Source organism: Natronorubrum sediminis (assembly GCF_900108095.1).
Classification (GTDB): Archaea; Halobacteriota; Halobacteria; order Halobacteriales; family Natrialbaceae; genus Natronorubrum; species Natronorubrum sediminis.
In genome coordinates, this window is record NZ_FNWL01000001.1 from 159,230 (window position 1) to 184,110 (window position 24,881).

Genomic DNA, 24,881 nt, shown 5'->3' on the forward strand with positions numbered 1-24,881 from the left:
GGCATACAGTCTATATTTCCGACAATAGCTCGCTGTATTATCGACAGGGTGTCTATCACCGTTCGTTGTCTGTCGGCGTTCACGTGATATTGGCGAACCATCCATATAATCACATACCAATATGTGACAAATATTGGGCGAAACTGCGCCCTACAGGGAGTTCTCGGGAGATTCAAAACCCCCCGCCTCGAAGTCACTGTATGGCAATCGATGAGTTCTCGGATGCAATCCGGGAGTTCGAACACGACGGCGAGACGTACAAGATGGCCGACCTCACCGTACTCGAGGAACAGGGACTCTGTGACCTCGAGACACTGCCGGTGAGTATTCGCGTGCTGCTCGAAGCGGTCCTCCGAAACGCAGACGGCGACATGATTTCTGCACAGGACGTCGAAAACGCAGCGTCCTGGGAACCGGACGTACCGGACGTCGAGGTCCCGTTCCAGCCCTCCCGCGTCGTCCTGCAGGACCTGACCGGCGTTCCGGCGGTCGTCGACCTCGCTGCCCTCCGTTCGGCCGCGGATCGGGCCGGAAAGGATCCTTCGGTCGTCGAACCCGAAGTCCCCTGTGACCTCGTCATCGACCACTCCGTCCAGGTCGACTACTTCGGCAGCGAAGACGCCTACGAACAGAACGTCGAACTCGAGTACGAGCGAAACGAGGAGCGCTATCGCGCGATCAAGTGGGCCGAACAGGCCTTCGAGGACTTCAACGTCGTGCCTCCGGGAACCGGGATCGTCCACCAGGTCAACCTCGAACACCTCGGCCGCGTCGTCCACGCCCGCGAGGAAGACGGCGAACAGTGGCTCGTCCCCGACACCCTCGTCGGCACCGACAGCCACACGCCGATGATCAACGGCATCGGTGTCGTCGGCTGGGGTGTCGGCGGGATCGAAGCCGAAGCCGCCCTCCTGGGCCAGCCCATCACGATGACGCTGCCCGAGGTCGTCGGAGTCGAGCTCACGGGCGAACTCCCCGAGGGCGCAACCGCGACGGACCTCGTGCTTCACATCACCGAGAAGCTCCGCCAGGTTGGCGTCGTCGACAAATTCGTCGAGTTCTACGGCGAGGGCGTCTCCCAGCTTTCCGTCGCCGACCGCGCGACCATCTCGAACATGTCGCCCGAACACGGCTGTACGATCTCCATGTTCCCCGTCGACGAGAAGACGCTCGACTACCTCGAGCTCACTGGTCGCGACGAGGACCACATCGAACTCGTCCGTGAGTACCTGGAGGCCCAGGGACTCTTTGGCGACCACGACCCCGAGTTCACCGAGACGGTCGAGTTCGACCTCAGCTCAGTAGAGCCCAGCCTCGCGGGCCACAAGAAGCCCCACGCCCGCATCCCGATGGGCGATCTCGACGAGCACTTCCCGACGCTGCTCGCCGAAGAGGGTGTGATCGATTCGGGAGCGGCCGAAAGCGACGGTGGACTTGTCGCGAAAGAACAGCCCGGACTCGACGAGAAGGTTCCCGTCACGCTCGAGGACGGCACTGACGTCGAGATCGGTCACGGCTCCGTTCTCGTCAGCGCAATCACGTCCTGTACGAACACGTCGAACCCGTCCGTGATGGTCGCCGCGGGCCTGCTCGCGCGTAATGCAGCCGAGCAGGGACTCGAGATCCCGGAGTACGTTAAGACCAGCCTGGCACCCGGCAGCAAGGTCGTTACGGAGTATCTGAAGCAGGCTGATCTCCTCGAGGATCTCGAGGAACTGGGCTACCACGTCGTCGGCTACGGCTGTACGACCTGTATCGGTAACACTGGCCCGCTCGCCGAGCCGATCGAGGCTGCCATCACCGAGCACGATCTCTGGACGACCAGCGTCCTCTCGGGCAACCGCAATTTCGAGGCCCGAATTCACCCGAATATCCGCGCGAACTACCTGGCCAGTCCGCCGCTGGTCGTCGCCTACGGTCTCGCGGGCAAGATGGACATCGACCTCGAAAACGAGCCGATCGGCACGAACGACGACGGCGAGGAGGTCTACCTCGAGGACGTCTGGCCGGACCCAGAAGAGGTCAGAGAAACCATCCACGAGAACGTCTCTGCCGAGTTGTTCGAGGAGAAGTACGCGAGCGTCTTCGAAGGCGACGAGCGCTGGGAGTCCCTCGACGCGCCGGAAGGTGACGTCTACGAGTGGGATTCAGAGTCGACGTACATCCGCGAGCCGCCGTTCTTCCAGGACTTCCCACTCGAGGAACCCGGCGTGGAGAACATCGAAGGGGCGCGCGGTCTACTCATGCTCGGTGACACCGTCACGACCGACCACATCAGCCCGGCCGGGCCGTTCAGCGAGGACCTGCCCGCCGGCCAGTGGCTCGCAGAGCGCGGCGTCGAAGCCTACGAGTTCAACACCTACGGCTCCCGTCGGGGCAACCACGAGGTCATGATGCGGGGCACCTTCGCGAACGTCCGCATCGAGAACCAGTTGCTCGACGGCAAGGAGGGCGGCTACACCATCCACCACCCGACGGACGAGGAAACCACCGTCTTCGACGCCTCCGAACGCTACCGCGAGGACGATACGCCGCTGGTCGTCATGGCCGGCGACGAACTCGGCACCGGCTCGAGTCGCGACTGGGCGGCGAAGGGAACCGACCTGCTCGGCGTCCGCGCAACGATCGGCAAAAGCTACGAGCGAATTTATCGGGACAACCTCCTCGGCATGGGCGTCTTGCCCCTGCAGTTCGAAGACGGCGACGGCTGGGAGGAACTCGGCCTCGACGGCTCGGAGACGTTCGAGATTCGCGGACTAGACGACGGCCTCGAGCCGAACGCCGAACTCACCGTCGTCGCCGAAGCCGACGATGGCGAGACGACCGAGTTCGACGTGACCGCACAGGTCGGGACGCCTGCTGCAGTCGAGTACGTCGAGAACGGGGGCGTGCTCCACCTCGTGCTTCGACGCATGCTGACGGAATAACGAACCGAAAATCAACTCTCGATTTCCCTATTTTCGCGCCCGTAGACTGGTCTATGGGGCTGATTTACGAAAGAATTGTCAGCGAAGTATATAGCTGCTCGTGTCGTTCATACGAGACGAGAGCCATGGAATCTACACCCAACGAGTCAGCCGTCGATCCGTTCCCACTCGACGTAGACTGGCAACTGGTCGGAATCACTGGTGGTGTCATCGCACTCCTCGGCGTCCTCGCGATCGCGTTTCCGTTCGTGACGGGCCTGTCGATGACCTACCTGCTCGGGGCGCTACTCGTCGCGAGTGGTATCGTACACGCGATCACCGCACACGCGAATCGTGGCTGGAGCGGAACGCTCTGGCAGGTCGTTCTCGCTGGCGTTGCAGTCGTCGCGGGACTCCTCTTGCTCGTGAACCCGATCGTCGGTCTCGCGACGCTCACGCTCTTGGTCATCGCCTTTCTGGTCGTCGACGGGCTTACCGAACTCGCGGCGAGCGTTCGAATGCGAGGCCACGACGGAATGGCGTACATCGCTGCCAGCGGGATCATTTCACTCGTCCTCGCGGGCCTGCTCTGGGCGGGCTTCCCGGCCGACGCGACGTGGGCGATCGGAGTCCTCCTCGGCGTGAGCTTGCTCATGACGGGGTTCTCGATGGTCCTCATCTCCATGAGCGGACGACGAGCCGCGAGAGACGTCGAGAGAGGCGTCGCCGACTCCCCACGGACCTGAGAACAATATCGTTCATTTTTCGACGCCGTCAGTACGTCACTCGAGCGGTGGATTCATCGTCGTGCCGACGGGTTCGACGGAGTTCCGAATCGACATCGGCGTCTGTAATGTTCGTCCGATTCCCGTCGCCGCCCACGCGCAAAACGCTCGAGACGACCGTCGTATCGCGTCCGTCCCAGTGGTCCGTCGGGAATTCAAGCACACCCTACTCGGTCGTCGCGTTTCGACGCGGGGCTTTTAGGCCGGGAGGCTGTATCCCGTTACATGAGCGCGCCTACCCGGCGAAATCGTCTGGACGAGGAGGAGAGTCCCTATCTGCGCCAGCACGCCGACAACCCCGTCAACTGGCAGCCGTGGGACGAACAGGCACTCGAGACGGCTCGCGAGCACGACGTGCCGATCTTCCTCTCGATCGGCTACTCGGCGTGTCACTGGTGTCACGTCATGGAAGAAGAGAGCTTCGCGGACGAGGACGTCGCCGAGGTGCTCAACGAGAACTTCGTCCCGATCAAAGTCGACCGCGAGGAGCGCCCGGACGTCGATAGTATCTACATGACCGTCGCCCAACTCGTCACCGGACGGGGCGGTTGGCCCCTCTCGGCGTGGCTCACGCCACAGGGAAAGCCCTTCTACGTCGGGACGTACTTCCCGAAGGAAGCGAAACGCGGCCAGCCGGGCTTTCTCGACGTACTCGAGCAGCTTACGACCTCGTGGGAACAGGACCGAGACGAGGTCGAAAATCGCGCACAACAGTGGACCGACGCGGCGAAAGACCGACTCGAGGAGACCCCCGACTCCGTCGCCGCGGCCGAGCCTCCCTCGAGTGAGGTGTTGACGACGGCAGCGGACGCTGCCCTCAGGAGTGCCGACCGCCGCCATGGCGGCTTTGGCTCCGGCGGGCCGAAGTTCCCACAACCGTCTCGCCTCCACGTCCTCGCCCGCGCGTTCGATCGAACCGGGCGAGAACAGTATCTCGAGGTGCTCGAGGAATCACTCGACGCGATGGCCGCAGGCGGGCTCTACGACCACGTCGGCGGCGGGTTCCACCGCTACTGCGTCGACGAGGACTGGACGGTCCCACACTTCGAGAAGATGCTCTATGACAACGCGTCGATTCCGCGCGCGTTCCTCGCGGGGTATCAACTGACCGGCGAGGAGCGATACGCCGAAATCGTCGAGGAAACCCTCGAGTTCGTCGACCGAGAGCTGACTCACGAGGAGGGCGGCTTTTTCAGTACGCTCGACGCTCAGAGCGAGGATCCCGAGACGGGCGAGCGCGAGGAAGGTACGTTCTACGTCTGGACGCCGGCAGAAGTTCACGACGCCGTCTCCGACGAGAAAACGGCAGATCTCTTCTGTGACCGATACGACATCACCGAGTCGGGGAATTTCGAGGGAACGAACCAGCCCAATCGAGTTCGCTCGATCGCCAACCTCGCCGAGGAGTACGCCCTCGAGGAACGCGAGGTCGAACAGCGACTCGAGACCGCTCGCGAACGGCTGTTCGACGCCCGAGAGTCCCGACCACGGCCCAATCGGGACGAGAAGATCCTCGCGAGTTGGAACGGCATGCTGATCGATACCTGTGCGGAGGCAACCCTCGTGCTCGGCAACGACGAGTACGCCGAATTAGCCGTCGACGCCCTCGAGTTCGTCCGGGAACGTCTCTGGGACGAGGACGAGAGCCGTCTGGCGCGGCGATACAAGGACGGAGACGTCGCCGTCGACGGCTACCTCGAGGATTACGCCTTCCTCGCGCGGGGGGCACTGCGGTGTTACGAAGCGACTGGAAACGTCGAGCACCTCGCGTTCGCCCTCGAACTCGCCCGAACCATCGAGACCGAGTTCTGGGACGAAGCCCGCGGGACCCTGTACTTCACACCCGAGAGCGGCGAGTCGCTCGTCACGCGCCCACAGGAACTGGACGATCAGTCGACGCCCTCGGCGACCGGGGTGGCCGTCGAGACGCTGCTCGCCCTCGATGGCTTCGCCCGCGAGGACTTCGAAACGATCGCATCGACGGTCCTCGAGACGCACGCGAACCGAATCGAAGCGAACGCACTTCAACACGCCTCGCTCTGTCTTGCGGCGGATCGACTCGAGGCGGGTGCACTCGAGGTTACGGTCGCAGCCGACGAACTCCCCGACGAGTGGCGCGACCGATTCGCGGAATCGTACCACCCGGACCGGCTGTTCGCGCTTCGACCGCCGACCGAAGACGGACTCGAGGCGTGGCTCGAACGCCTCGACCTCTCGGAGGAACCACCGGTCTGGGCCGGTCGAACGGCCCGTGACGACGAACCCACGCTGTACGTCTGTCGGGATCGGACGTGCTCACCGCCGACGCACGACGTCGAGGACGCACTCGAGTGGCTCGGCGAGAGCGAACTGCACGCTGAGTCGACTGAGAACGGTTCCGACGAACCGGAAAGCCCCTTCTAACGGCCCTTCACTCGGGTGTGCTTACACTCGAGGCGGATCATCCCACGTCGGGTTTCCCCTTGTGTGGGCACCGCAGGGCTTCGACTGTTTTGCGCTGGCGGAGTATCTACCCGGTCCTCCTCGTGTTGTGTCCGTCTCGTATAGCTCTTCAGAAGCGAACGGGCGGACGTACTCACATCGCTGAATATCTGCAAATTATTCACGTGCTACCGTCTGGTTAGCGCCGATTAACAATACTACCTGATGATTGTTATTCAGCTGAATTTCGATGAATCCCCGCTTCGTGGCAACGGCGTTGAACGGCGTGGTCGCTGTGGAACGCACCGACTCCCACCCTGGGCAAGTGGAACAGTGTGAGGAACCAACCCATGACTGATATGAATCGACAGTCGCTCGATCGGGACGAACGGCCAGCGCATCACTCCACTCAGGAGTCGTCGTCAGCGCCGGCAGAATCCGAATCCACGACGTACTCGACAGGTAGCGGTCGTCAACGTGAACGCACGGTCGCGATTCACCAGCCAAACTACTTGCCGTGGCTCGGATACTTCCACAAGATCCAGACGAGCGACGTGTTCGTCTTCCTCGACGACGTTGAGTACACGTCCAGTTCCTGGATCAACCGGAACAAGATCAAGACGCCGGACGGCTGGTCGTGGCTCACCGTCCCCGTCGCCGGATCGAGTGGCGAAATCTCGAGCGTCGACATCGCGAACGACGACTGGCGGGACACGCACCGAAAGAGTCTCAGGCAGAATTACGGCAAAGCGTCGGCGTTCGAAGAGTGGTGGCCGATCTTCGATGACGTCTATGCTCAGTCGTGGGACTCGCTGTGTGAGCTGAATATCCACCTCGTTCGGACGATTGCCGATCACCTCGACCTCGAGTGTACGTTCGTCCGCTCGTCGGAACTCGACGTCGACGCGTCGAAAACGGACCGGATCGTCCGTCTCTGCGAGGAAGTGGACGCAGATCGGTACTTTTCGGGCACCGGCGCGCGCTCGTACCTCGAGCACGATCGGTTCGAGGACGCCGATATTGCACTCGAGTACCAGTCGGTGACCCATCCCCGCTACGAGCAGCGCTTCGACGAGTTCGTCCCGCAGTTGTCTATCGCCGATCCGCTCCTGAACGTCGGGTCAGCAGAGACGACCGAACTCCTTGCACAACTGGAGGACCCATGAGTCGAACGGACCACATCCAAAACGGCGAGTGGAGCGACGATTTCAGCTACGACTACTACCGACAGCTAATCGACACGCTCGAGACCCGATTCGATCTCCGCACGCTCTCTGCGTACCCCGAGTACCGGTCGAACTCATCACGGGCCGCGTTCGTCCGTCACGATGTCGACGTCTGCCTCGAGGAAGCACTCGAGTTGGCCTACTTCGAGCACGAACTGGGCGTCTCGACGACGTACATGGTCTTCCCCAGATCACCGCTGTACGATCTCGAGGCGCAGCGAGACATCCTCCTCGAGATTCAAGCGCTTGGTCACGAGATCGGCTTGCACTGCGATCTCGGAATCCGCACGACACGTGACCGGGCTGAACGACCTGCCAGTAGTGAGGGGGGACTCGGACCGGCTGAACGGGCGACGATCGAGGAATCGCGGTCGCGTCTCGAAGCACTCGGTGTCGGCCCCGTCGAATCGCTCTCGTTCCATCGGCCAGCGGAGCAACTTCTCGGTGGGCCACCTGCGATTAGCGGCATGATCAACGCCTACAGTTCGGAACTCCTCTCGGCGTATATCTCGGACTCGGGTGGTCGATGGCGAGAGGGGCCGCCGATCGATTCGGTACGAGCCGTCTCCGACGCCGATTCGTTTCAGCTGTTGACTCACCCGGTGTGGTGGGGTCACGAACACGTTCAGCCGATCGATCGTCTGGACGCCGTCGCCGAGAAATTCGACGTGACGAACGAGGGTGTGTACGACGAACTCGTCGCGATCTATCCGTCGCTGGCTACACGACTCGAGCACCCACAGTTGAGCTAGTACCACTCGACGCTCCGCTCGTCGCTCACGCGGCCATCACACTAACGGAGCGTGGCCCACCACGTTGAATCACGCAGGAGTAGCGATCGACCCGGTTCTTTAGCGCTGTTCTTCGAGTTGGGTCGCGAGCCAGACGGCCGGCGGAAGGTCCTCGGATTCGACGAATCGAATCACTTCCTCGCCGTCCGTGGTTTCGACGACGACCGTCGGAATGTACTCGATATCGTACTCCTCGACGCCCTCACCCTGCTTGTCCTCGCCGAGAGCGTACTCCTCGATCTGCGCTTCGGGGACGTCCGCCGCCTCGAGTGCAGCACCGAGGTTCGGCAAGAGTTTCCGGCAGTCCTTACACCAGTCGCCACCCCAGACCTTGTAGACGAGGTCGTCGTGTGCGGCGAGCGTGTCGACGGCCTCCTGGTACGACGCCTCGTCCCACGTCGGATTTGGTCGCAATGTCTCGAGACTCATACCCACGGGTTACTGCTCCGATGGCTTAACGACGATGTTTCAGTTGGCGCTATACGATAGCCGGCACATCCTGCCTGTGTCCAGCAGCGGTTTATGGCTCGACCGACTACGAAGGGTCAATGAAAGGGAGCATCCTGGACACGATCGGCTCGCCGCTCGTCCAGGTCGACTCGCCGGAGGGAGCGACCGTCGCAACGAAAGTCGAATCTTTCAACCCCGGCGGCTCGGCCAAAGATCGGCCGGCGCTCCAGATGATCCGCACGGCCGAACGCGAGGGGGCCATCGAACCCGGCGATTGGCTCGTCGAACCGACCAGCGGGAACACCGGGATCGGACTCGCATTGGTCTGTGCCGCTCGAGACTACGATTTGACGATCGTCATGCCCGCAGACAAATCCAAGGAGCGCCAGCAGATCATGGCCGCCTACGGTGCCGAGCTAGAACTCGTCGACGGCGATATGGAAGCCGCCCGCGAGCGTGCCGACGAACTCGTCGAAGACGGCGCGATCCAGTTAGGCCAATTCGAGAATCCGGCGAACCCGGAGGCACACTACCGAACGACCGGCGAGGAGATCGTCGAACAGGTCGGCGAGCGACAGATCGACGCGTTCGTCGCCGGTGTCGGCACCGGCGGCACGCTTTCGGGCACCGGCCGAAGGCTTCGCGAGGAGTTTCCCGAAATGGAGATAATCGCCGTCGAACCGGAGCGCAACGCCGTCCTCTCGACCGGCGAGTCCGGCGACGACGACTTCCAGGGGATGGGTCCCGGCTTCGTGAGCGACAATCTCGACCGCGACCTCCTCGACCGCGTCGAAACGGTCCGACTCGAGGACGCGGAAGACGAGTGCCGTCGCCTCGCTCGCGAGGAAGGGCTACTTGTGGGCCAATCCAGCGGCGCGACGAGTCTCGTCGCACAGCGAATCGCTCGCGAAATCGCCGATCCAGACCTCGAGTGCCCGGAGCCCCCAAGCGAGTTCGACGAGTCGGTGGCCACACCCGAACCCGACGGCGGCGAGGTAGCCGACTGTCCGCTCGTCGTCACGGTCTTCTGGGATAGCGGCGAACGCTACCTCTCGACGGGACTGTTCGACCTCGACTCGTAACGACAAAAATCATTTTAGCTTGCCATATTCCTTTGATACGTCGGTGAGTACGTTCGGGTGATGACACGTCGTTCACGACGAACCGTCCTGTATGGTACCACAAGCCTACTCACCCTCTCAGCCGGCTGTCTCGACGAGATGAACTCCGGATCGGACGACGATACCGGAACGGATGACGATCCCGGAAGTGGGAGTGAAGGCGGTGGCGAAAACGGGAACGATGACGACACTGACGACGGTGGCACTGACGACTCCGACGGTTCAGACGAATCAGACGAATCAGACGATTCCGACGATTCCGACGATTCCGACGACTCGTCTGAGAACGGGGAACCGCTCGAGTCCGTCTCGTTCGCCCACTCCGACCCGCCGTCAGAACCCACCGCGACGGTCCTCGACACCACCGACGAACTCGACGACTGGCTCGAGGACCGCCAACTCGAGGACGGCGATGTCGCCGACCTCGTCGACGGGATCGACTTCGATACGTCGGTGCTGACCGCTATCGAAGCAGAGGGGCCGAATCTCTGTTACACCATGACCCTCGAGAAGAAATCGATCGACGAGGACGAATCGGAACTCGTCCTCGAGGCGACCGTCGAATCCGAGGACGAAGACGACGTTGCGTGTGCACAGCAGATCGTTTCGGCTGGCCACCTCGTTCGGGCCTCGCTCGACGGCGAACCGATCACCAGCGCGTCGGTGACGATCACTGACGCCGACGGCGAGGAACACGACCTCGATCCCGATTACTGAGCGTTCGGTCCCCTGCCAGGCGCTTCTCAGTACGCACCGTTCTCGAATAATCTACCCTCCTCCGCGTCCCTACGGCGCGTGCTCGCTCTCAGTCAGGCGAACGACCATCGTTTCTTCGACGTCTCGGAGATCGTACTCCGGCAACTCTCCGTCGGTTCTGCGCACGTACAACGGTTCGACGAGTTGCCACTGGGTGGGGACGGTTCCGGGTGACTCGCTCGAGTCTGCGTCCGCACCGTCGACGTCGTCCCCTTCGCCCGTGTGCTCGCGTTCTGCTCCGTCAGAAGACTGCTCACCGGCGCGTTCCGCCTCGCTTTCGGGCTCAGAACCGACACGCTCGAGACCGTAGACTTTACAGAACTCGTCGGTTTCGCGGGGTTCGAGGGTGCCGTTTCGGAGGTCGGTGGCGAGCGAGCGCGAGAGCCACTCGTCGTCGCAGACGCTTGGCTCCTGGACGAGTGCCACGTCCACGAATCGGGTGAGGTACCAGTTCAAGTCGTTCAACAGCGAGACGGCAGCGCCGATGCTGACGGTTCGCAGCGCGATCGAGTTCTCGAACGGCCGCTCGAGATCGTACGTCGCGAGGGCGTCTCGAGAGGTCTCTCGGGAGAGGAGTTCGTACTGGAGATTGCAGTCGGCCGTCCCGATGAGACAGACGCGCGTCACTGACTGTGCATCGGTGCGTCTGCGTAATGTGGGTTTCGCTCCGGCCGACGCACGCGATCCTCGCCGTTAGAGTTCGATCAGTTCGGCGTCCCGTGCAGCCGCTTGTGCACGCTCGAGCAGGTCGTCTGGCTCGGCCGCCAGCAGTGGCTCGAGGCGGGCGTTGGTCTCGACGCGGTCGGGGGCGACGCGGTTACACCCGGCGTCGATCGTGGAGTCGGAGTAGGTGCCGATTTCTCGGGCCTTCGCGACGATTTCTTGTTTGTCCAGCGTGAGGAGCGGGCGGTGAATCGGCAGCCTGCTCGCCCGACTGGTGACGCCCAGGTTTCGGACGGTCTGACTGGATTTCTGCCCGGCCGCCTCGCCGGTAACGATGCCGTTCGCGTCGACGCGTTCGGCGAGTGTCTCTGCGGCCCGGTAGAAGAATCGCCGGAGCGAGAGCATTCGCCCCTGTTCCATCTCGTTGACGAGCAAGTCGACCGTCTCGCCGCCGGGGATCTTGTAGACCTGCATGTCGAAGTTGGGGGCGTAGTCCGAGAGCAGGCGAACCGTCTCCATCGCGCGAGCCTCGTGGTCGATACCGCCGTAGTCTCCGAGGTCGACGTAGGCCGGAATGACCGGGCTACCACGTTTCATGAACTCGTAGGCGGCGACCGGCGAGTCGATGCCGCCGCTGACTAGGGCGATGACGGGTTCTTGTGCGCCGAGTGGAAGCCCGCCTGGGCCGGGCACTTTCTCGAGGTAGACGAACGCGAAGTCTTCGCGGACCTCGACCCCGAACGTGATGTCGGGATCGTCGAGATCCACCTCGGGTTCGAACTCGTCCGCAACGGCCTCCCAGATGGCTGTGCCGCCCTCTCGAGCGAGATCCTCGCTCTCGTAGGGCAGCGTCTTGTCCGAGCGGCGGGCGTCGACCGCGAACGCGCCGCCGGTGTAGTGCTCGCGTGCCGTCTCCTCGAGCAACTCGACGATTCGTTCTTTTTCGGTGCTGACGGTGGCAACCGGGCTCGCGGAGACGACGCCGAAGGTGTCGGCCGCGGCCGCCGTCGCCTCCTCCACGGCGTCTTCGGTCGTGTGGATCAGTGGGCGATTCCACCGGCGTTCGACCTCGCCGGGGATCGAGCGCTCGGCGAGGAGGGCCTCGAGGTTCTCGACGAGGATTTCCTCCATGTACCGCTTGACGGTGTTGCTCTTGGTGTTGACGTCCCCGTGGCGGATGAGGACGGTATCGGCTCCCGGCGGGTGCATGGACGTGGATAGTTGGGCCGAGCTATAAGGGGGTTACGAGGACGGGCCTCGAGCGGACGAACGGATAGTCGAGGCAGACGACCGCCCTTATCCAGTCGATTCGCTAATCGTCGGGCTCACGCGGCCCGTATGGGCGTAGATGCCGACGACGAGCACCGCGCCGGCGAGCATCGGGACGATCGCGCTGACGCCGTAGATAATCTGGAAGCCGATCGACTCGACGAGGGGGAGTGAAATGAGCGGCCCGAGTCCACCGCCCACGTCTCCGAGGACGTTGTTCGTCCCCATGGCGCGGCCGACGCGTTCATCCGGCGTCAAATCCGCGAGCAGCGCCGTCAGCGGGCCGCCGACCCCGCCCTGACCCGCGCCGATTAGGAGACACGCGAAGACCATCACCTCGAAACTCGAGCCGAAGGCGAGAACGGCGAAGCCAACGCACGAGGTCGTCAGGAACGCGATCATGACGGGAACGCGCGCACCGACCGTGTCGCTCAGGTAGCCACCGCCGAGCGTGAACACCGCACCCGAGAGAACCGTGATCGCCATGAGCATCCCCGAGGAGCCCTGCGCGTCGAGACCGAAGATCGAGATCGCTCGCGCGTCGAGCAAGAGCACCAGCGTGGAAAAGAGGACGCCGATGTACGCGAAGTAGAGCCCGAAGTTGACGAGACCGATCGTTACCGTGGGCATGCTCGTATCCACGTCCCACGGTTTGACCGAATCCTGCTCGGACTCCACGTGCGTCTCGGGGACGATCAGATAGGCGATAACGCTCGCCAGGCCGGCAAATGCGGCTGCGAGGACGAACGCCGTCGTATTCGTCCAGAGATCGCTGACGACACCGCCCAGCACGAGCCCCGCAGGGAAGCCGAACGTAATTCCCGCGCGGACGATACCCATGCTCGTCCCCCTCGAGTCGGCCTCGCTGACGTCGGCGGTGATCGTGTACGCCGTCGCGAAGACGAGCGCACTGCCGATTCCCCAGAGGATTCTGGCGACCATGAACCAGACCTCCGGCATCGGCGAGACGATCGCGACGACGTACATGAACGTCGCGATGCCCTCGATCGCCAGCCCGACGACGAACGGCTTTCGCGTGCCGATTCGATCGACGAGTACGCCGGCCGGTGCGTTCGCGACGAGTCGTGTGAACCGGTTCGCGCTCAGGATGAGCCCGACCATGAACGCCGAAATGCCCAGCACCTCGCCGAGGTTCGGCAGAATCGGGAAGATGACGCCGCCGCCGAATCCGACGAAGAAGGTACTCGCGACGACGGCGAGGACGATCCGATTCGAACTGGCAGATGGCAGGGACACTGACGATCGCTCTCGAGAGGTGTTGAGTCGGGTCGAAACGTGGTACCAGAGTATCACGTGCGTTCGCGTAATGGGTCTGTTGGAACCGGAGATCCCCATTTTGGTGCAATTTGGACAGTCACGAGTGCGACACGGAGAGACCGTGGCCCGCCGTCGCGCACTCGTCGTTCGCTCACCTAACGTGTCGCTAGCGTGAACTATATCGGCTCCGCCGGTGACGAATCGCATATGTTGACGAAGCGAGTCGATCGACTGTGGACGTACGAAGAACCGCTGCAATTCTTCGGCGTCGAAATCGGACGGATCATGTCGGTGATGAAGCTCTCGAGTGGCGGCCTGTTCGTCCAGTCGCCAGCCAGATTGACGCCGAAACTCGAGGCCGCACTCGCGGACCTCGGCGAGGTTCGATTCGTCGCCCCGGCGAGCAAACTACACGGTCACCTCTACATGGAACAGTACAGGGAGGCCTATCCCGACGCCGAGTTACTGGCTGCACCCGGTCTCCCTGCACGACGATCGGACCTGCGTTTCGATCAGGTACTCGGTGACACACCCGATCCGCGGTGGGCAACCGATATCGATCAGGTCGTCGTGGCCGGACATCGCTGGCTCACCGAAGTAGCGTACTTCCACCGACCGAGCCGAACGGCTATTCTCGGTGATATCGGTTTTCACATCGACGAGCATCATCCACTGAAAACCCGACTCGTCGCTCGAGCCCTTCGAATGTACAGGCGAGTGAGTCCGCCGATTGAATTGCGCGCGACGATCACGAACGAGGCGACCTTTCGCCGATCGATACAGGACGTCCTCGCGTGGGACTTCGATCGCGTCATCCCCGGGCACGGAACGATCGTCGAGACTGGGGGCAAATCGGCCGTTATCGAGGGCTACGACTGGCTGCTCGAGTAGCTCTTCGCTGGTATCTCACGCCGGCTCAACACAAAATTGGACTCGAAGGTGGCCTTAGAACGTCGAGAGTTCGCCGTCGATCACGCGGCGGGTGATGTCGGTGACGTTGGCGAGTTCGTCGTCGACGATGGCTTCGACATCGTCCTCGACGTCGCCGAGTTCGACGCCGTCGTCGGTGACGATGTGAATGTCGGCGACGTGGGGTTCGTCGATCGGTCGGCCGATCTGTGAGAGAAGGCGGACGCGCAGGTCGCGGATGCCGTCGACCTCGTCGACGACCTGTTCTGCGATCTCAGTCGAGAGCAGGTTGTAGATCTTCCCGATGTGGTTGACCGGGTTCTTGCCGCTCGTCGCTTCCATCGACATCGAGCGATTCGGGGTGATGAGGCCGTTCGCGCGGTTGCCGCGGCCGACCGAGCCGTCGTCGCCCTGCTCGGCAGAGGTGCCGGTGACGGTCAGATAAATCGAGCCCTGTTCGTAGTCGTCGGCCGTGTTGACGTGCACGTCGACCGACCGGTCGGTGTGCTCGCTCGCCACGTCCTCGACGAACTCCCGGACGGATTCGACGGCCTCCGCGTACGCGTCGATGTCCGCGATGTGCTCATCGATCATCGCCGCCGCGACGGTGACGTCGATCTCGTCGCCCTCGCGTTTGCCCATCAGCTTCACGTCGGTGCCGAGATACGGGTGTTCGTCGGCGAATTCGCCGTTCAGCCGGGCCTCGGCCTCGAGCACGATCTGCTCGGTTTCGCTGAGCGGGGCGTGACCGACGCCGAAACTCGTGTCGTTGGCCATCGGGACGCTCACTTCGTCTTCTCCGAAAACTTCCTGCAGGTCACCGCTCCCCTCACCGAGTTTGACGTCGACGACGATGTCCTCGCCGTAAGTGAGGTGGGGGATCTCGGACTCGAGGTACGCTCGAGCGGCTTTGAGCGCGATGGTCTCGGCCGGGATCGTCTGGCCTTCGTAGTGTTTGGTCGCACGGCCGACGATCAGGAGGTAGATGGGGTCGACAACTTCGCCGCCGCCGAATGCGGGTGCGGCTTCGCCGGCGACGAGTTGCGTCTCGTCGGTGTTGAAGTGAAGCACTTCGCCGACGCGATCTAAGTACTCGCGGGCCAACGCTCCGGCGACGGCTTCGGCGATGCCGTCACAGATGGAATCGGGGTGCCCGATTCCCTTTCGCTCGACGATCTCGACGTCCTGGTCTTCGACTGCTCGACGGTCGATTGGCTCGATCCGAATGTTCCGCTCGCTCATACCCCGGAGTTAGCGAAGCGTGGTTCTATAACTTGCGGAAACAGAATCGGCTCGAAAAATGCTTGCAGGTTATAGGGCTGAGCGAAATCGGGCGTCTCTGGCCCCTTTCTGCGCTCTGTTACGCGTATTTGTGCGTCGACACCTCACGAGTCGAGTAACAGCCCCAGATACGACGTTCGGATCTGTTCGTCGGGATCGAGTTCGAGGCGTTCGAGCACCGCATACACCGACTCGCGGGCCGACTCGAGGTCGGCTTCGTCCTCGACGTCGGTCTCGACTTCGACGTACTCACCTACATCGTCCACCAAATCGAGCGTGATCGTGAACCCCTCGAGGTCGAATCGCTCGCGGTCTTTGTGAACCGTTGCAGCGGGTTCGAACCCGAGGTTCGTAAGGATCGCATCGAACGTGTCGTCGTCTGCGACTGCCGTTTCGAACTCCTCGCGGCTCTTGGATTCGTTGTCGAGGAGCGGTCCCTTGTAGGTCACTCTCGTCTCCTCGACGTCCGATTCGGCGTCTGACTCTCGACGAATTCGTAGTGCTTCGTCGGTTTCGGCAAAAGTCCGGTGGGGCGCATCGTAGTACGTATCTCGCTGAACGAGTGCCCCCTCCCGCGTCGCCTCGAGTGCCTCGAGTCGGGTTCGAACGGTCTCGAGGTCGGCGGGAACCTTCACTTCGACTTCGTACATGCTCGAGGCCACGAGCACCGAGAGTAAGTATCGGTCGCTCCGTGCCCGCGTGAAAACGTGTCCCTTAAATGTAGACGGCGGGACGTACAACGTATGACCGAGGATCAGGAGGCCGAACTCGAGGAGCAGGCCGATGACGTTGACGAATCAGCAGACGAAGACGCCCAGGAGGGGCTTCAAACGGGCGATTTCGTCGAAATCGAATACACCGCGTACACCGTCGAGGACGAGCAACTCGTCGACACGACGGATCCCGAGGTCGCCGAAGAAGAAGGCGTCGACGATCAGGGCCAGGAGTTCAAGCCCCGAACGATCGTTCTCGGTGAGGGCCACATCTTCGAAGGCGTCGAGGAGGCACTCACTGGCAGCGAAGCCGGCGACTCCGGTACCGTGACGATCGACGCCGAAGAGGCATTCGGCGAGTACGACCCCGACGACGTCCAGACGGTTAGCGCCGAGAAGATCGACGAAGACGACCGCTACCCCGGCGCAAACGTGCAAGTCGACGGCCAGCAGGGCTACATCAGCACGATTATCGGCGGCCGCGCTCGCGTCGACTTCAACCACCCACTCGCCGGCGAAGACGTCGAGTACGAGTACGAGATTCTCGCGGAAGTCGACGACCGCGAACAGCAGGCTGCCGGCCTGTTCGAGATGTTCCTCGGCATGGAACCAGACCTCTGGATCGAGACCGACGAGGTCGAAGAGGAAGTTCCCGTCGAACCCGACGAAGACGAGGACGAGGACGCAGAACCTGAGTTCGAAACCGAGGTCGTCGAGAAAGAGACGCTCTACCTCGAGGCCACGCCACAGATGACCATGAACCAGCAGTGGATGATGGGCAAACAACAGATCGGTCAGCAGGTCATCGACCAGATCGGTGTCGACCGCGTCATCGTCCAGGAAGTCATCGACGGCATGGGTATGGGTGGAATGGGCGGCATGATGGGCGGTATGGGCGGCATGGGCGGCGGCGACATCGAGGAAGCCCTCGAGGACGCCGACGTCGACGCCGACGAAATTGTCGAGGAACTCGAAGGCGCAGAAGAGTAACGTCGCTCGTACTAAACGGCATTTACCGACGAACGCATTTTTACCGGAGCTTCTCACTCAGCACTGCGTGTGCTCGAGGAGGGGGACACAGACGGTCCGTCGTTTAGCGCGACGTGAGCGAGCAGATGTCACTGTAAGACCAGAATCGACTCGTACCCCGTCTCGAGCGAGTTACGCAATATCTCGGCTCGTGTCGATCGCGACTTCTTCGACGAGTTCGAGTTTGATCGCTTCGGTCGGCTGTTTGCCCTCGCGGAATTTTGGGATCGTGAGATGATTTTCGAGTTCCGTGCCGGCGATTTTCGTTCGCAAGTCGAAGACGGCATCCGCGGCGTGGAGTGTCCGTGGCCGACTTTTAGGAACATCGTTCCCTTTGAGACAGTGTAAGATGGCGATCGAACCGGTCTCGATCATCTGCGTCTTGAGTTCGTTGAGAAAGGTGACGTACTCGGTCGGGTCGGCTCGCTCGAGGAGATCCATCGTGTCGACGATGAGATTCGCGCCGTCGGGCAACGCGCCGATCAACTGGGTCGCTTCCTCGAGTGGGTCGTCGCTGGTGACGTGTCGAACGGTCGGACTGCCGACTGATGACGGCGAGGCTTCGATTGCTCGATTGACTGCCTCGTCGGAGCGTTCGGTCGAGAGGTACAGGGTCCCGCGGGCGGCCGTGAGTTCGTACAAGAGAAGTTCCGACTGGCTCGCTGGCTCGGCAGTGTAGGCGACGACACACCCTGTCGGTAACCCACCCTCGAGTTTCCGATCCAACACGTCGATTCCAGTCTCCAGCCGACCCGCCATGCAATTGCGCGTACTTACCGCAGCGCTCGCATAACTCTTTGGCTTCAGTACATTCACTGGAAACGAGGTGTGTGTAGCACCCCGTCTCTGCGGACGCTACTGCGGATGTTTTCCCGTCACTATCGGTGCGGTACTGGCTAACCTTTCCGCTCGCGTATCGTTTGTTCTCGCTCGGTAATACGCGACGTCGAATGGGGAGATTCAAGGGGACGCCAAGAGCTAACACGAACGAATGCGCCACGATCACCTCATCACGAGCAAACAACTCTCGCGGGCGGACATCGAGACGGTCCTCGACCGAGCGGCCGAGATCGATGCCGACCCATCGACGGTCGCCGACCGACACGCGAACACGTTGCTCGGCTTGCTCTTTTTCGAGCCGAGTACGCGGACGAAGATGAGCTTCGAAACCGCCATGAAACGCCTCGGAGGCGACGTCGTCGACATGGGTTCGATCGAATCCTCGAGCGTCAAGAAAGGCGAGACGCTCGCCGATACGGTCCGCGTTATCGAAGGTTACGCGGACGCACTCGTCTTGCGCCATCCTCGCCAAGGGGCGGCGACGATGGCCAGCGAGTTCGTCGACGTGCCACTGTTGAACGCCGGTGACGGTGCTGGACACCACCCGACACAGACGATGCTCGATCTCTACACGATCCGCGAAAACGCCGGGCTGGACGATCTAACGATCGGGATCATGGGTGACCTGAAGTACGGCCGGACGGTTCACTCGCTGGCCCACGCCCTGACGAACTTCGACGCACGCCAGCACTTTATCAGCCCGGAGAGCCTCCAGTTGCCCCGCGAGGTCGTCTACGACCTTCATCAATCCGACGACGGTCCGGGAATCCGTGAACACGAGGCGCTCGAGGAGGTATTGCCGTCGCTCGACGTCCTCTACGTGACCAGAATCCAGCGCGAACGCTTCCCCGACGAATCCGAGTACCAGAAGGTCGCGGGTGAGTACCAGATCGACCTCGAGACGCTCGAGGCTGCAGCGGACGATTTGACGGTGATGCATCCGCTTCCCCGCGTCGACGAGATCGCACCCGAGATCGACGACACGACTCACGCGGCGTACTTCGATCAGGCACACAACGGGGTGCCGGTTCGGATGGCGTTGTTGGATCTGTTGCTCACGGACGGAGGTGATCTCGATGAGTGACGATGGGGCCAACGGCGAGACGGGCGGCGACCACCAGTTACGCGTCAGCAAGATCCGAAGCGGAACCGTCATCGATCACGTTCGGGGTGGGCAGGCGCTGAACGTACTGGCGATTCTCGGCATCGACGGCAGCGAGGGTGAGGAGCTTTCGATCGGAATGAACGTCCCCTCGGATCGGCTCGCGCGAAAAGACATCGTCAAAGTCGAAGGGCGAGAGCTCAGCCAAGACGAAGTAGACGTGCTCTCGCTCATCGCCCCCGAGTCGACGATCAACATCGTTCGGGATTACGACGTGATCGAAAAGCACCGCGTCGATCGCCCGGAACTCGTTGAAGGCGTCCTCTCGTGTCCAAATTCGGGGTGTATTACGACCGGCGACGAACCGGTTACGTCCACGTTCGACGTGCTCGAGGACGGAGTCAGATGTGCGTATTGCGAGACGATCGTCCGCACCGGGATCGCCTCGTTAATCGACACCTGAACGCCGCTGGCGCACACGAGTCCCGTTTCCATCGTGTTTTTCGGTACCCCGTGGTGATCTACACGAATGGTCTCGTTACTGAGACTTTTTTCACCCCGAGAGAACTGTCCAGAATAGCTAAGTAGCTATCAAAAGAACGTGGAGATGTACATGTCTCGTACAGTTAAACTCCTGCTCGCCCTGTTCGTCATCGCCGTTTTCTGGAAGGTTGCCCTCAGCGGCTCTTCCGACGTCGAGATCGAAGAAGTCGAGTACGAACCGGTCGAATAGTCCCCGACAACCGTCATTTTTCGGCGTCTCGATCGCGGAGTTGCCTCGCTACTCGCGTGTACAAATCCTGTCGACACGGTACTGATTGGTGAGGTGAACACGGTGCGTTCCGAACGGCTTACGGCGTCGGCGACGAACCATCCACTATGTACGGCGTCGTCACGCGGAACGAAGACGAAGTCAACTGGCCCGAGTTCGACCGGGGCTTCTACGAAGTCAAAGACGTGACCGGTCGGTCGGCCGAACCGATCGAGAACGGTGTGAACATGGTGTCGTGTTTCGGTGACAACGCTGCGGCGGACGCCGACCCTTCACTCGTTCCCGTCGACGACCTCGGTCGCCCGGCCACTCGAGATCGGACGTACTTCGATTGGGCCTATATCTGCCCGTCTCGCGAGGACTACCGCGAGGGCTTGTTCGAGATCATCGACGACTGCGTCGAGGCGAACGAGGACGTCAGACTCGACGATATCGGCTTTCCCCGCGCCGAGTACTGTCGCTGTGGCGTCTGCGAACAGTCCTTCGAGAACAGCCGTTTCGAGGATCGATACGAGTGGCGAGCGAACGTCATCACCGAGTTCGTCAAGGAAGCCGTCGAGCGAATCCCTGGTCGCGTCTACATGACCGTCTATCCTGATCCGTACCCGGGACACCTCTACGAACGGGCGGGAATCGATCTCGAGGCTCTCGAGGAACACGTCGACGAGTTCGTCGTCCCGCTGTACGACATGGCCTACGAGACGACCTACTGGCTCGAGACCATCGCTCGTGGCTTCGAGAGCGCACTCGAGACGCCCTTCAGCATCGAATTGTACGCGATCAACATCGATATCGACAATCTGGTCCACGCCACGGAGGTTGCGAGCGAGTATGGCAACGACGTGTTCTTCGGCTACGAAGCGAGCAACGCTCGAGCGACACTGAGGCGGATGCGTGCCGACGAGCGCGACGGCGTGACACACGGCGACCCGGATTCGGACCGCTGAACGGACTCGGCCGGTGCTGGCGTCACTCGTTTCTCGATGTCTCCTGGTGGCTCGGATTCGTGTACTCTCGCTCGAAAAATCGAATTGACCAGCCGAATCTCCGCCGTCATGACTCGAGTCGGTTGGGCTAGGGTTTATCGGGTGCCTCGACTGTCGACGTCGTCATCGTCGTCGCCGATCAGGTCATCGTCATCGTCGTCCATGAGCCCCTCATCATCATCGTCACCGATCATGTCGTCGTCATCGTCGTCCATGAGGCCGTCATCGTCATCGTCCATCAACCCATCATCGTCGTCTCTAACGCCGCTATCATCGTCGTCCATGAGGCCGTCGTCATCGTCTCGGAATCCATCGTCGTCGTCTCCAATCATGTCGTCATCGTCGTCCATGAGTCCGCTATCGTCGTCATCACCAATCATGTCGTCATCGTCGTCACCCATCAACCCGTCATCGTCATCACCGATCATATCGTCATCGTCGTCGTCCATGAGTCCGCCATCATCATCGTCGTCATCCATCAATCCGCCGTCGTCATCATCGTCCATAAGGCCGTCATCGTCGTCACCCATCAATCCGTCATCGTCGTCTCGTCCTTCTCGACCCGATTGAGTACCGGCGCTGGCCGAGCCTGCACTGGCTCCGGCAGCGCCGCCGGCTCCCGCTCGGTCGCTCGAGGATCCCATCTCTGTGGTGTCCGTGTCGAGGTCGGATTCGCCGCCGGCGCTGGTCGCTCCGCCGCCGGCGCTCCCCGAGAGATCACTCTCGAGGCGAATCTCGTCGTTAGTCACTTCGGCGACGGAGCTCTCTTGGAGTGGATAGGTGTCGTCGTCGGCACCGCCCCAGCCGAGTTTCGCTTTGATCGTGTCTGCGATTCCGGGGTCTGGCTCGACGTGTGCGGTGCCGTGTTCGATGCCCGCGATCAAGCCGACTTCCTCGCCGTTTGCGTTGACGACGGTCTTGCCGATGTCGTCGTCAGTAAATTCTGGAGACATTACACTCGGCTAGACGGCGAACCGGTGGAAGTTGGTGGTGCTTGCGGTGGCTTGCGATTCGAGTATTACCGGAGTAGTCCGTAAGTATCAGCGCCTTAGGTGTCGAATTCTGGCTCCCGGTTTTCGAGGAACGCCGTGACTCCTTCCTCGTGGGCGTCCGACGTCCGGGCCTGTACCTGCAGTTGATTCTCGTAATCGAGGGCTTCCGACCAGTGACGCGTCATGTTCTCGTGCATCGCCTGTTTCATCATGCCGACGATGGCCGTCGGTGCCTTTCGAAGCCGAGCGACGTCTTGCTCGACGCGCTCGTCGAGTTCGTCGGCTGGAACGGCCTCGTTGATTAACTCGAGGTCGGCCGCCCGTTCGGCGTCGAAAAACTCGCCGGTGAACGCGAGTTTCTTCGCGGCCCGAAGACCGACGATGTGGGGCAGCATGAACGTGGCGCCGGTATCAGGAATGAGTCCAACGCGGACGAACGCACACGAGAACGTCGCGTCCTCGCTCGCGTAGGCGATGTCTGCGAGGGCGACGAGTGCCAGTCCTGCACCGATTGCATCGCCGTTGACTTTCGCAACGATCGGGACGTCCGACTCGAGCATCGCCTCGACGACGCGGCCGAAGGTGTCGGAGACCGACTCGTACGCGTCTCGCGCCGTGTCCGGAAAGTTAGAGAGCGACTCGAGGTCGCCTCCGGCACTGAACGCGTCGCCCTCGCCGGTGAGGACGATTGCGTGATACTCGTCCGGAGACGTCTCCTCGATCGTCTCTGCGAGATTCACGGCGGTCTCTTTCGTCATTGCGTTGAGTGCCGCTGGTCGGTCGAAGAAAATTCGGCGGACTCCGTCGTCGCGTTCGACGTGCATAGACAGGGCATGTCTGGCACGGAACATAACGGTACCCGTTCGGGTCTCGGCTACGGATCGTCAACCGGGATACGAACGATCAACGCTCGTTCGTGGGGTCGGCTCCCGTCGCGACTCGAGCGACGGGATCTAACTTCGCTGGGCCGCGAAAACATCGAGTGAAACCGGAATCGACAGCCGGTGATTGGTCGTCGTTTGGGTAATCAGGTGGTCAGCGCAATCGATTCGATCAATCCGATGGCATCGGCGGGGCGACGGTTTCGTCCTCGGAGACGTTGAGTTCCGAGGTGACGAGTGCGCGGTAGGCCCGGCGGAGTCGCTCCGAGAGGGCCTGGTGTGAGATGTCGAGTTCCTCCGAGAGTTCCTGCATCGAAACCTCACGCGGAATTTCGAAGTAGCCGTGGTCGATCGCCGCCACGAGCGTTTCGTACTGTCGCGCCGTGAGCCCACACTGCGTGTGCGTCTCATCTGCGAGGTCGAACAGGCGAACGATCGTCGGCGTGATCTCCGCCTCGTCGAGTCTGTCGTAGAGCGAACTGACGCTCTCGCGGTCGGCAAATCGAATGCTCAGCAGCCACGTGCCACTCGAGGCCGACGCGCTCAGGACCGTTCCCTGCTCCTCGAGGATCAACTCGAAGACGTCGGTCGTGGCGTTGTTGAACTGGAGATCGTACAGCCACCGACCGTCGTCGGTGGAAATGAGTGTGTACGATTCGATGCCTGACGCTTCCGTCAGGGCGTCCTCGATTGCTTCCTGTGAAGGCCCCGAGAGCCAGAGTCCGTGGCCGCTCGAAGCGATTACCCGTTCCATCTCGCAGGTGAGCGATGGAATTGCGTCGAACAATTCACCGGTTCCGGTCCCGTCTGCCGAAATCTCGATGTCTGCGATCGATGTCATAATTCTCAATCAGGGATACAACGAGGAGTCGGATAACCCCGTTTCCAAAGAGATTAGAAGCGATGACGGTGAATTACACTCTCCATGAAGGGTTACGATAGGGAGTCATTTACGTCGGAATATCAGTATACGTTCATTGATCTGAACTCACTCTTGCTGTCAGCGGTCGGATGGATCGTAAGTGACGTTGAGTGGAACGCAGGTGCTGTTGAGTGGACGTAGCCAACGGTCACACAGCGTGCGTCTCGTATTCATCACTTGTACAATAGAATGGGCAGACCGACTCGAGTGCAAGTGCCTGCCACGGATTGAACACCAAAATATTGACTATCGAGACAGTCGTTAGATCGAATACTCTCTGTGAGGGTGCTCGTTCGTCACTATTGCGTCTCTTCGGAGAGCGTGTACGATGTCCGGTATGGAGGGCCTGCATCCGGCGAGAAAGCGAGCGAACCACTCGAGAGTGCCCTAGTTTTTCTCGTTGAAACTCGAGTGTGCTCGATCAGGGTCACGAATACAGACGCAGTCCTCGCTGGTGACAACGACGGTGTGGTCGTCAGTCGTAAACGTGACACTGACGTTCGAATCAGTCTCTCTCGAATGGGCGAGTAAATCACCTACCGACTCCGTTTCGACGTCGTCGTAGAGCGAATCGAGTTGTGACACGGGAACGTTTTTGCTTCGGGCCAGTCCTCGCAGAATCATGTGTGTCACAGATTCACCGTCCTCACGAACGGTCCGGATCTCTACACAGTCGTCGTGTAGTCGAGGGCGGTCATCGTGGGAGACCATACACTGTCTCACGATTGTCTTTCAAAGAGACTTGTTCCAAAATGCGTAGGGCAGTGACCGTCTCAGTCACTGGTAAT

General features: G+C 61.4%; 24 protein-coding genes. 12 read left to right on the plus strand and 12 right to left on the minus strand.

Going from position 1 to position 24,881, the window contains the following annotated elements:
- The first annotated feature begins 200 nt into the window (after nt 1-200).
- Nucleotides 201-2,927 (plus strand): aconitate hydratase AcnA, encoded by a 2,727-nt coding sequence (acnA, locus tag BLW62_RS00770; protein ID WP_090503658.1) that lies wholly within the window; start codon nt 201-203, stop codon nt 2,925-2,927.
- A gap of 125 nt (nt 2,928-3,052) precedes the next feature.
- The gene (locus BLW62_RS00775) at nt 3,053-3,652 is read left to right on the plus strand and encodes an HdeD family acid-resistance protein (protein WP_090503663.1); all 600 of its coding nucleotides are present in this window, start codon (nt 3,053-3,055) and stop codon (nt 3,650-3,652) included.
- Nucleotides 3,653-3,680: 28 nt separating this feature from the next.
- Here BLW62_RS00775 and BLW62_RS18435 read toward each other — a convergent pair whose 3' ends face one another.
- Nucleotides 3,681-3,854 carry a hypothetical protein gene (locus BLW62_RS18435; RefSeq protein WP_175459649.1) on the minus strand — a complete coding sequence of 58 codons (174 nt, stop codon included), beginning with the start codon at nt 3,852-3,854 and terminating at the stop codon, nt 3,681-3,683.
- 62 nt (nt 3,855-3,916) lie between these two features.
- Between BLW62_RS18435 and BLW62_RS00780 the strand changes: the two genes are divergently transcribed.
- The 3 genes from BLW62_RS00780 (at nt 3,917) to BLW62_RS00790 (ending at nt 8,090) form a co-directional block, all read left to right on the plus strand.
- Complete coding sequence (locus BLW62_RS00780; RefSeq protein ID WP_090503667.1) at nt 3,917-6,094, plus strand: thioredoxin domain-containing protein; 2,178 nt, start codon at nt 3,917-3,919, stop codon at nt 6,092-6,094.
- Nucleotides 6,095-6,462: 368 nt separating this feature from the next.
- Nucleotides 6,463-7,278, plus strand: a complete 816-nt coding sequence (locus BLW62_RS00785) for a WbqC family protein (RefSeq protein WP_090503671.1) — start codon at nt 6,463-6,465, stop codon at nt 7,276-7,278.
- A complete protein-coding gene (locus tag BLW62_RS00790) occupies nt 7,275-8,090 on the plus strand; it encodes a hypothetical protein (protein ID WP_090503675.1) in 816 nt (271 codons plus the stop codon). Before BLW62_RS00785 ends, BLW62_RS00790 begins: the two co-directional genes overlap by 4 nt.
- A 99-nt stretch (nt 8,091-8,189) precedes the next feature.
- On the opposite strand, the gene BLW62_RS00795 is transcribed toward BLW62_RS00790, so the two are convergent.
- Nucleotides 8,190-8,558 carry a TlpA family protein disulfide reductase gene (locus BLW62_RS00795; RefSeq protein WP_090503679.1) on the minus strand — a complete coding sequence of 123 codons (369 nt, stop codon included), beginning with the start codon at nt 8,556-8,558 and terminating at the stop codon, nt 8,190-8,192.
- A 119-nt stretch (nt 8,559-8,677) separates the two neighbouring features.
- Between BLW62_RS00795 and BLW62_RS00800 the strand changes: the two genes are divergently transcribed.
- Both BLW62_RS00800 and BLW62_RS18440 read left to right on the plus strand, forming a co-directional pair.
- Complete coding sequence (locus BLW62_RS00800; RefSeq protein ID WP_090503683.1) at nt 8,678-9,661, plus strand: PLP-dependent cysteine synthase family protein; 984 nt, start codon at nt 8,678-8,680, stop codon at nt 9,659-9,661.
- A 138-nt stretch (nt 9,662-9,799) separates the two neighbouring features.
- Nucleotides 9,800-10,417 carry a hypothetical protein gene (locus BLW62_RS18440; protein WP_090503687.1) on the plus strand — a complete coding sequence of 206 codons (618 nt, stop codon included), beginning with the start codon at nt 9,800-9,802 and terminating at the stop codon, nt 10,415-10,417.
- Between the two features lie 69 nt (nt 10,418-10,486).
- Here the strand turns inward: BLW62_RS18440 and BLW62_RS00810 are convergent, their stop codons facing one another.
- The 3 genes from BLW62_RS00810 to BLW62_RS00820 form a co-directional block, all read right to left on the minus strand.
- Complete coding sequence (locus BLW62_RS00810; RefSeq protein WP_090503690.1) at nt 10,487-11,083, minus strand: DUF5804 family protein; 597 nt, start codon at nt 11,081-11,083, stop codon at nt 10,487-10,489.
- Nucleotides 11,084-11,149: 66 nt separating this feature from the next.
- Entirely contained in the window at nt 11,150-12,328 is a 1,179-nt protein-coding gene (locus BLW62_RS00815) for a tRNA sulfurtransferase (RefSeq protein WP_090503693.1), read from the minus strand.
- Between the two features lie 87 nt (nt 12,329-12,415).
- Nucleotides 12,416-13,645, minus strand: coding sequence for an MFS transporter (locus tag BLW62_RS00820; RefSeq protein WP_175459650.1), 1,230 nt, complete (start codon nt 13,643-13,645; stop codon nt 12,416-12,418).
- Between the two features lie 228 nt (nt 13,646-13,873).
- On the opposite strand from BLW62_RS00820, the gene BLW62_RS00825 reads away from it, so the two are divergent.
- Complete coding sequence (locus BLW62_RS00825; RefSeq protein WP_090503705.1) at nt 13,874-14,557, plus strand: DUF4336 domain-containing protein; 684 nt, start codon at nt 13,874-13,876, stop codon at nt 14,555-14,557.
- 54 nt (nt 14,558-14,611) lie between these two features.
- Here BLW62_RS00825 and BLW62_RS00830 read toward each other — a convergent pair whose 3' ends face one another.
- A complete protein-coding gene (locus BLW62_RS00830) occupies nt 14,612-15,817 on the minus strand; it encodes a methionine adenosyltransferase (protein ID WP_090503710.1) in 1,206 nt (401 codons plus the stop codon).
- 143 nt (nt 15,818-15,960) lie between these two features.
- Nucleotides 15,961-16,506 carry a class IV adenylate cyclase gene (gene cyaB, locus BLW62_RS00835; RefSeq protein ID WP_090503713.1) on the minus strand — a complete coding sequence of 182 codons (546 nt, stop codon included), beginning with the start codon at nt 16,504-16,506 and terminating at the stop codon, nt 15,961-15,963.
- A 93-nt stretch (nt 16,507-16,599) separates the two neighbouring features.
- On the opposite strand from cyaB, the gene BLW62_RS00840 reads away from it, so the two are divergent.
- Nucleotides 16,600-17,559 carry an FKBP-type peptidyl-prolyl cis-trans isomerase gene (locus tag BLW62_RS00840; protein WP_090503716.1) on the plus strand — a complete coding sequence of 320 codons (960 nt, stop codon included), beginning with the start codon at nt 16,600-16,602 and terminating at the stop codon, nt 17,557-17,559.
- Between the two features lie 171 nt (nt 17,560-17,730).
- Here BLW62_RS00840 and BLW62_RS00845 read toward each other — a convergent pair whose 3' ends face one another.
- Complete coding sequence (locus tag BLW62_RS00845) at nt 17,731-18,357, minus strand: RAD55 family ATPase (protein ID WP_090503720.1); 627 nt, start codon at nt 18,355-18,357, stop codon at nt 17,731-17,733.
- A gap of 232 nt (nt 18,358-18,589) precedes the next feature.
- Here BLW62_RS00845 and pyrB point away from each other — a divergent pair, with 232 nt between their 5' ends.
- From pyrB to BLW62_RS00860, 3 genes are all read left to right on the plus strand, one after another.
- Nucleotides 18,590-19,522 (plus strand): aspartate carbamoyltransferase, encoded by a 933-nt coding sequence (gene pyrB, locus BLW62_RS00850; protein WP_090503724.1) that lies wholly within the window; start codon nt 18,590-18,592, stop codon nt 19,520-19,522.
- Entirely contained in the window at nt 19,515-20,003 is a 489-nt protein-coding gene (gene pyrI / locus BLW62_RS00855; RefSeq protein ID WP_090506368.1) for an aspartate carbamoyltransferase regulatory subunit, read from the plus strand. Before pyrB ends, pyrI begins: the two co-directional genes overlap by 8 nt.
- A gap of 416 nt (nt 20,004-20,419) precedes the next feature.
- Complete coding sequence (locus tag BLW62_RS00860) at nt 20,420-21,259, plus strand: hypothetical protein (RefSeq protein ID WP_090503729.1); 840 nt, start codon at nt 20,420-20,422, stop codon at nt 21,257-21,259.
- A gap of 134 nt (nt 21,260-21,393) precedes the next feature.
- On the opposite strand, the gene BLW62_RS00865 is transcribed toward BLW62_RS00860, so the two are convergent.
- The 4 genes from BLW62_RS00865 to BLW62_RS00880 form a co-directional block, all read right to left on the minus strand.
- Nucleotides 21,394-22,251 carry a hypothetical protein gene (locus tag BLW62_RS00865; protein WP_090503733.1) on the minus strand — a complete coding sequence of 286 codons (858 nt, stop codon included), beginning with the start codon at nt 22,249-22,251 and terminating at the stop codon, nt 21,394-21,396.
- A gap of 95 nt (nt 22,252-22,346) precedes the next feature.
- The gene (locus BLW62_RS00870; protein ID WP_090503738.1) at nt 22,347-23,114 is read right to left on the minus strand and encodes an enoyl-CoA hydratase/isomerase family protein; all 768 of its coding nucleotides are present in this window, start codon (nt 23,112-23,114) and stop codon (nt 22,347-22,349) included.
- 229 nt (nt 23,115-23,343) lie between these two features.
- On the minus strand, nt 23,344-24,012 hold the full coding sequence (locus BLW62_RS00875; protein ID WP_090503742.1) for a helix-turn-helix domain-containing protein: 669 nt from the start codon (nt 24,010-24,012) through the stop codon (nt 23,344-23,346).
- 468 nt (nt 24,013-24,480) lie between these two features.
- Nucleotides 24,481-24,804, minus strand: coding sequence for a HalOD1 output domain-containing protein (locus BLW62_RS00880; RefSeq protein WP_090503747.1), 324 nt, complete (start codon nt 24,802-24,804; stop codon nt 24,481-24,483).
- Nucleotides 24,805-24,881: the final 77 nt, after the last annotated feature.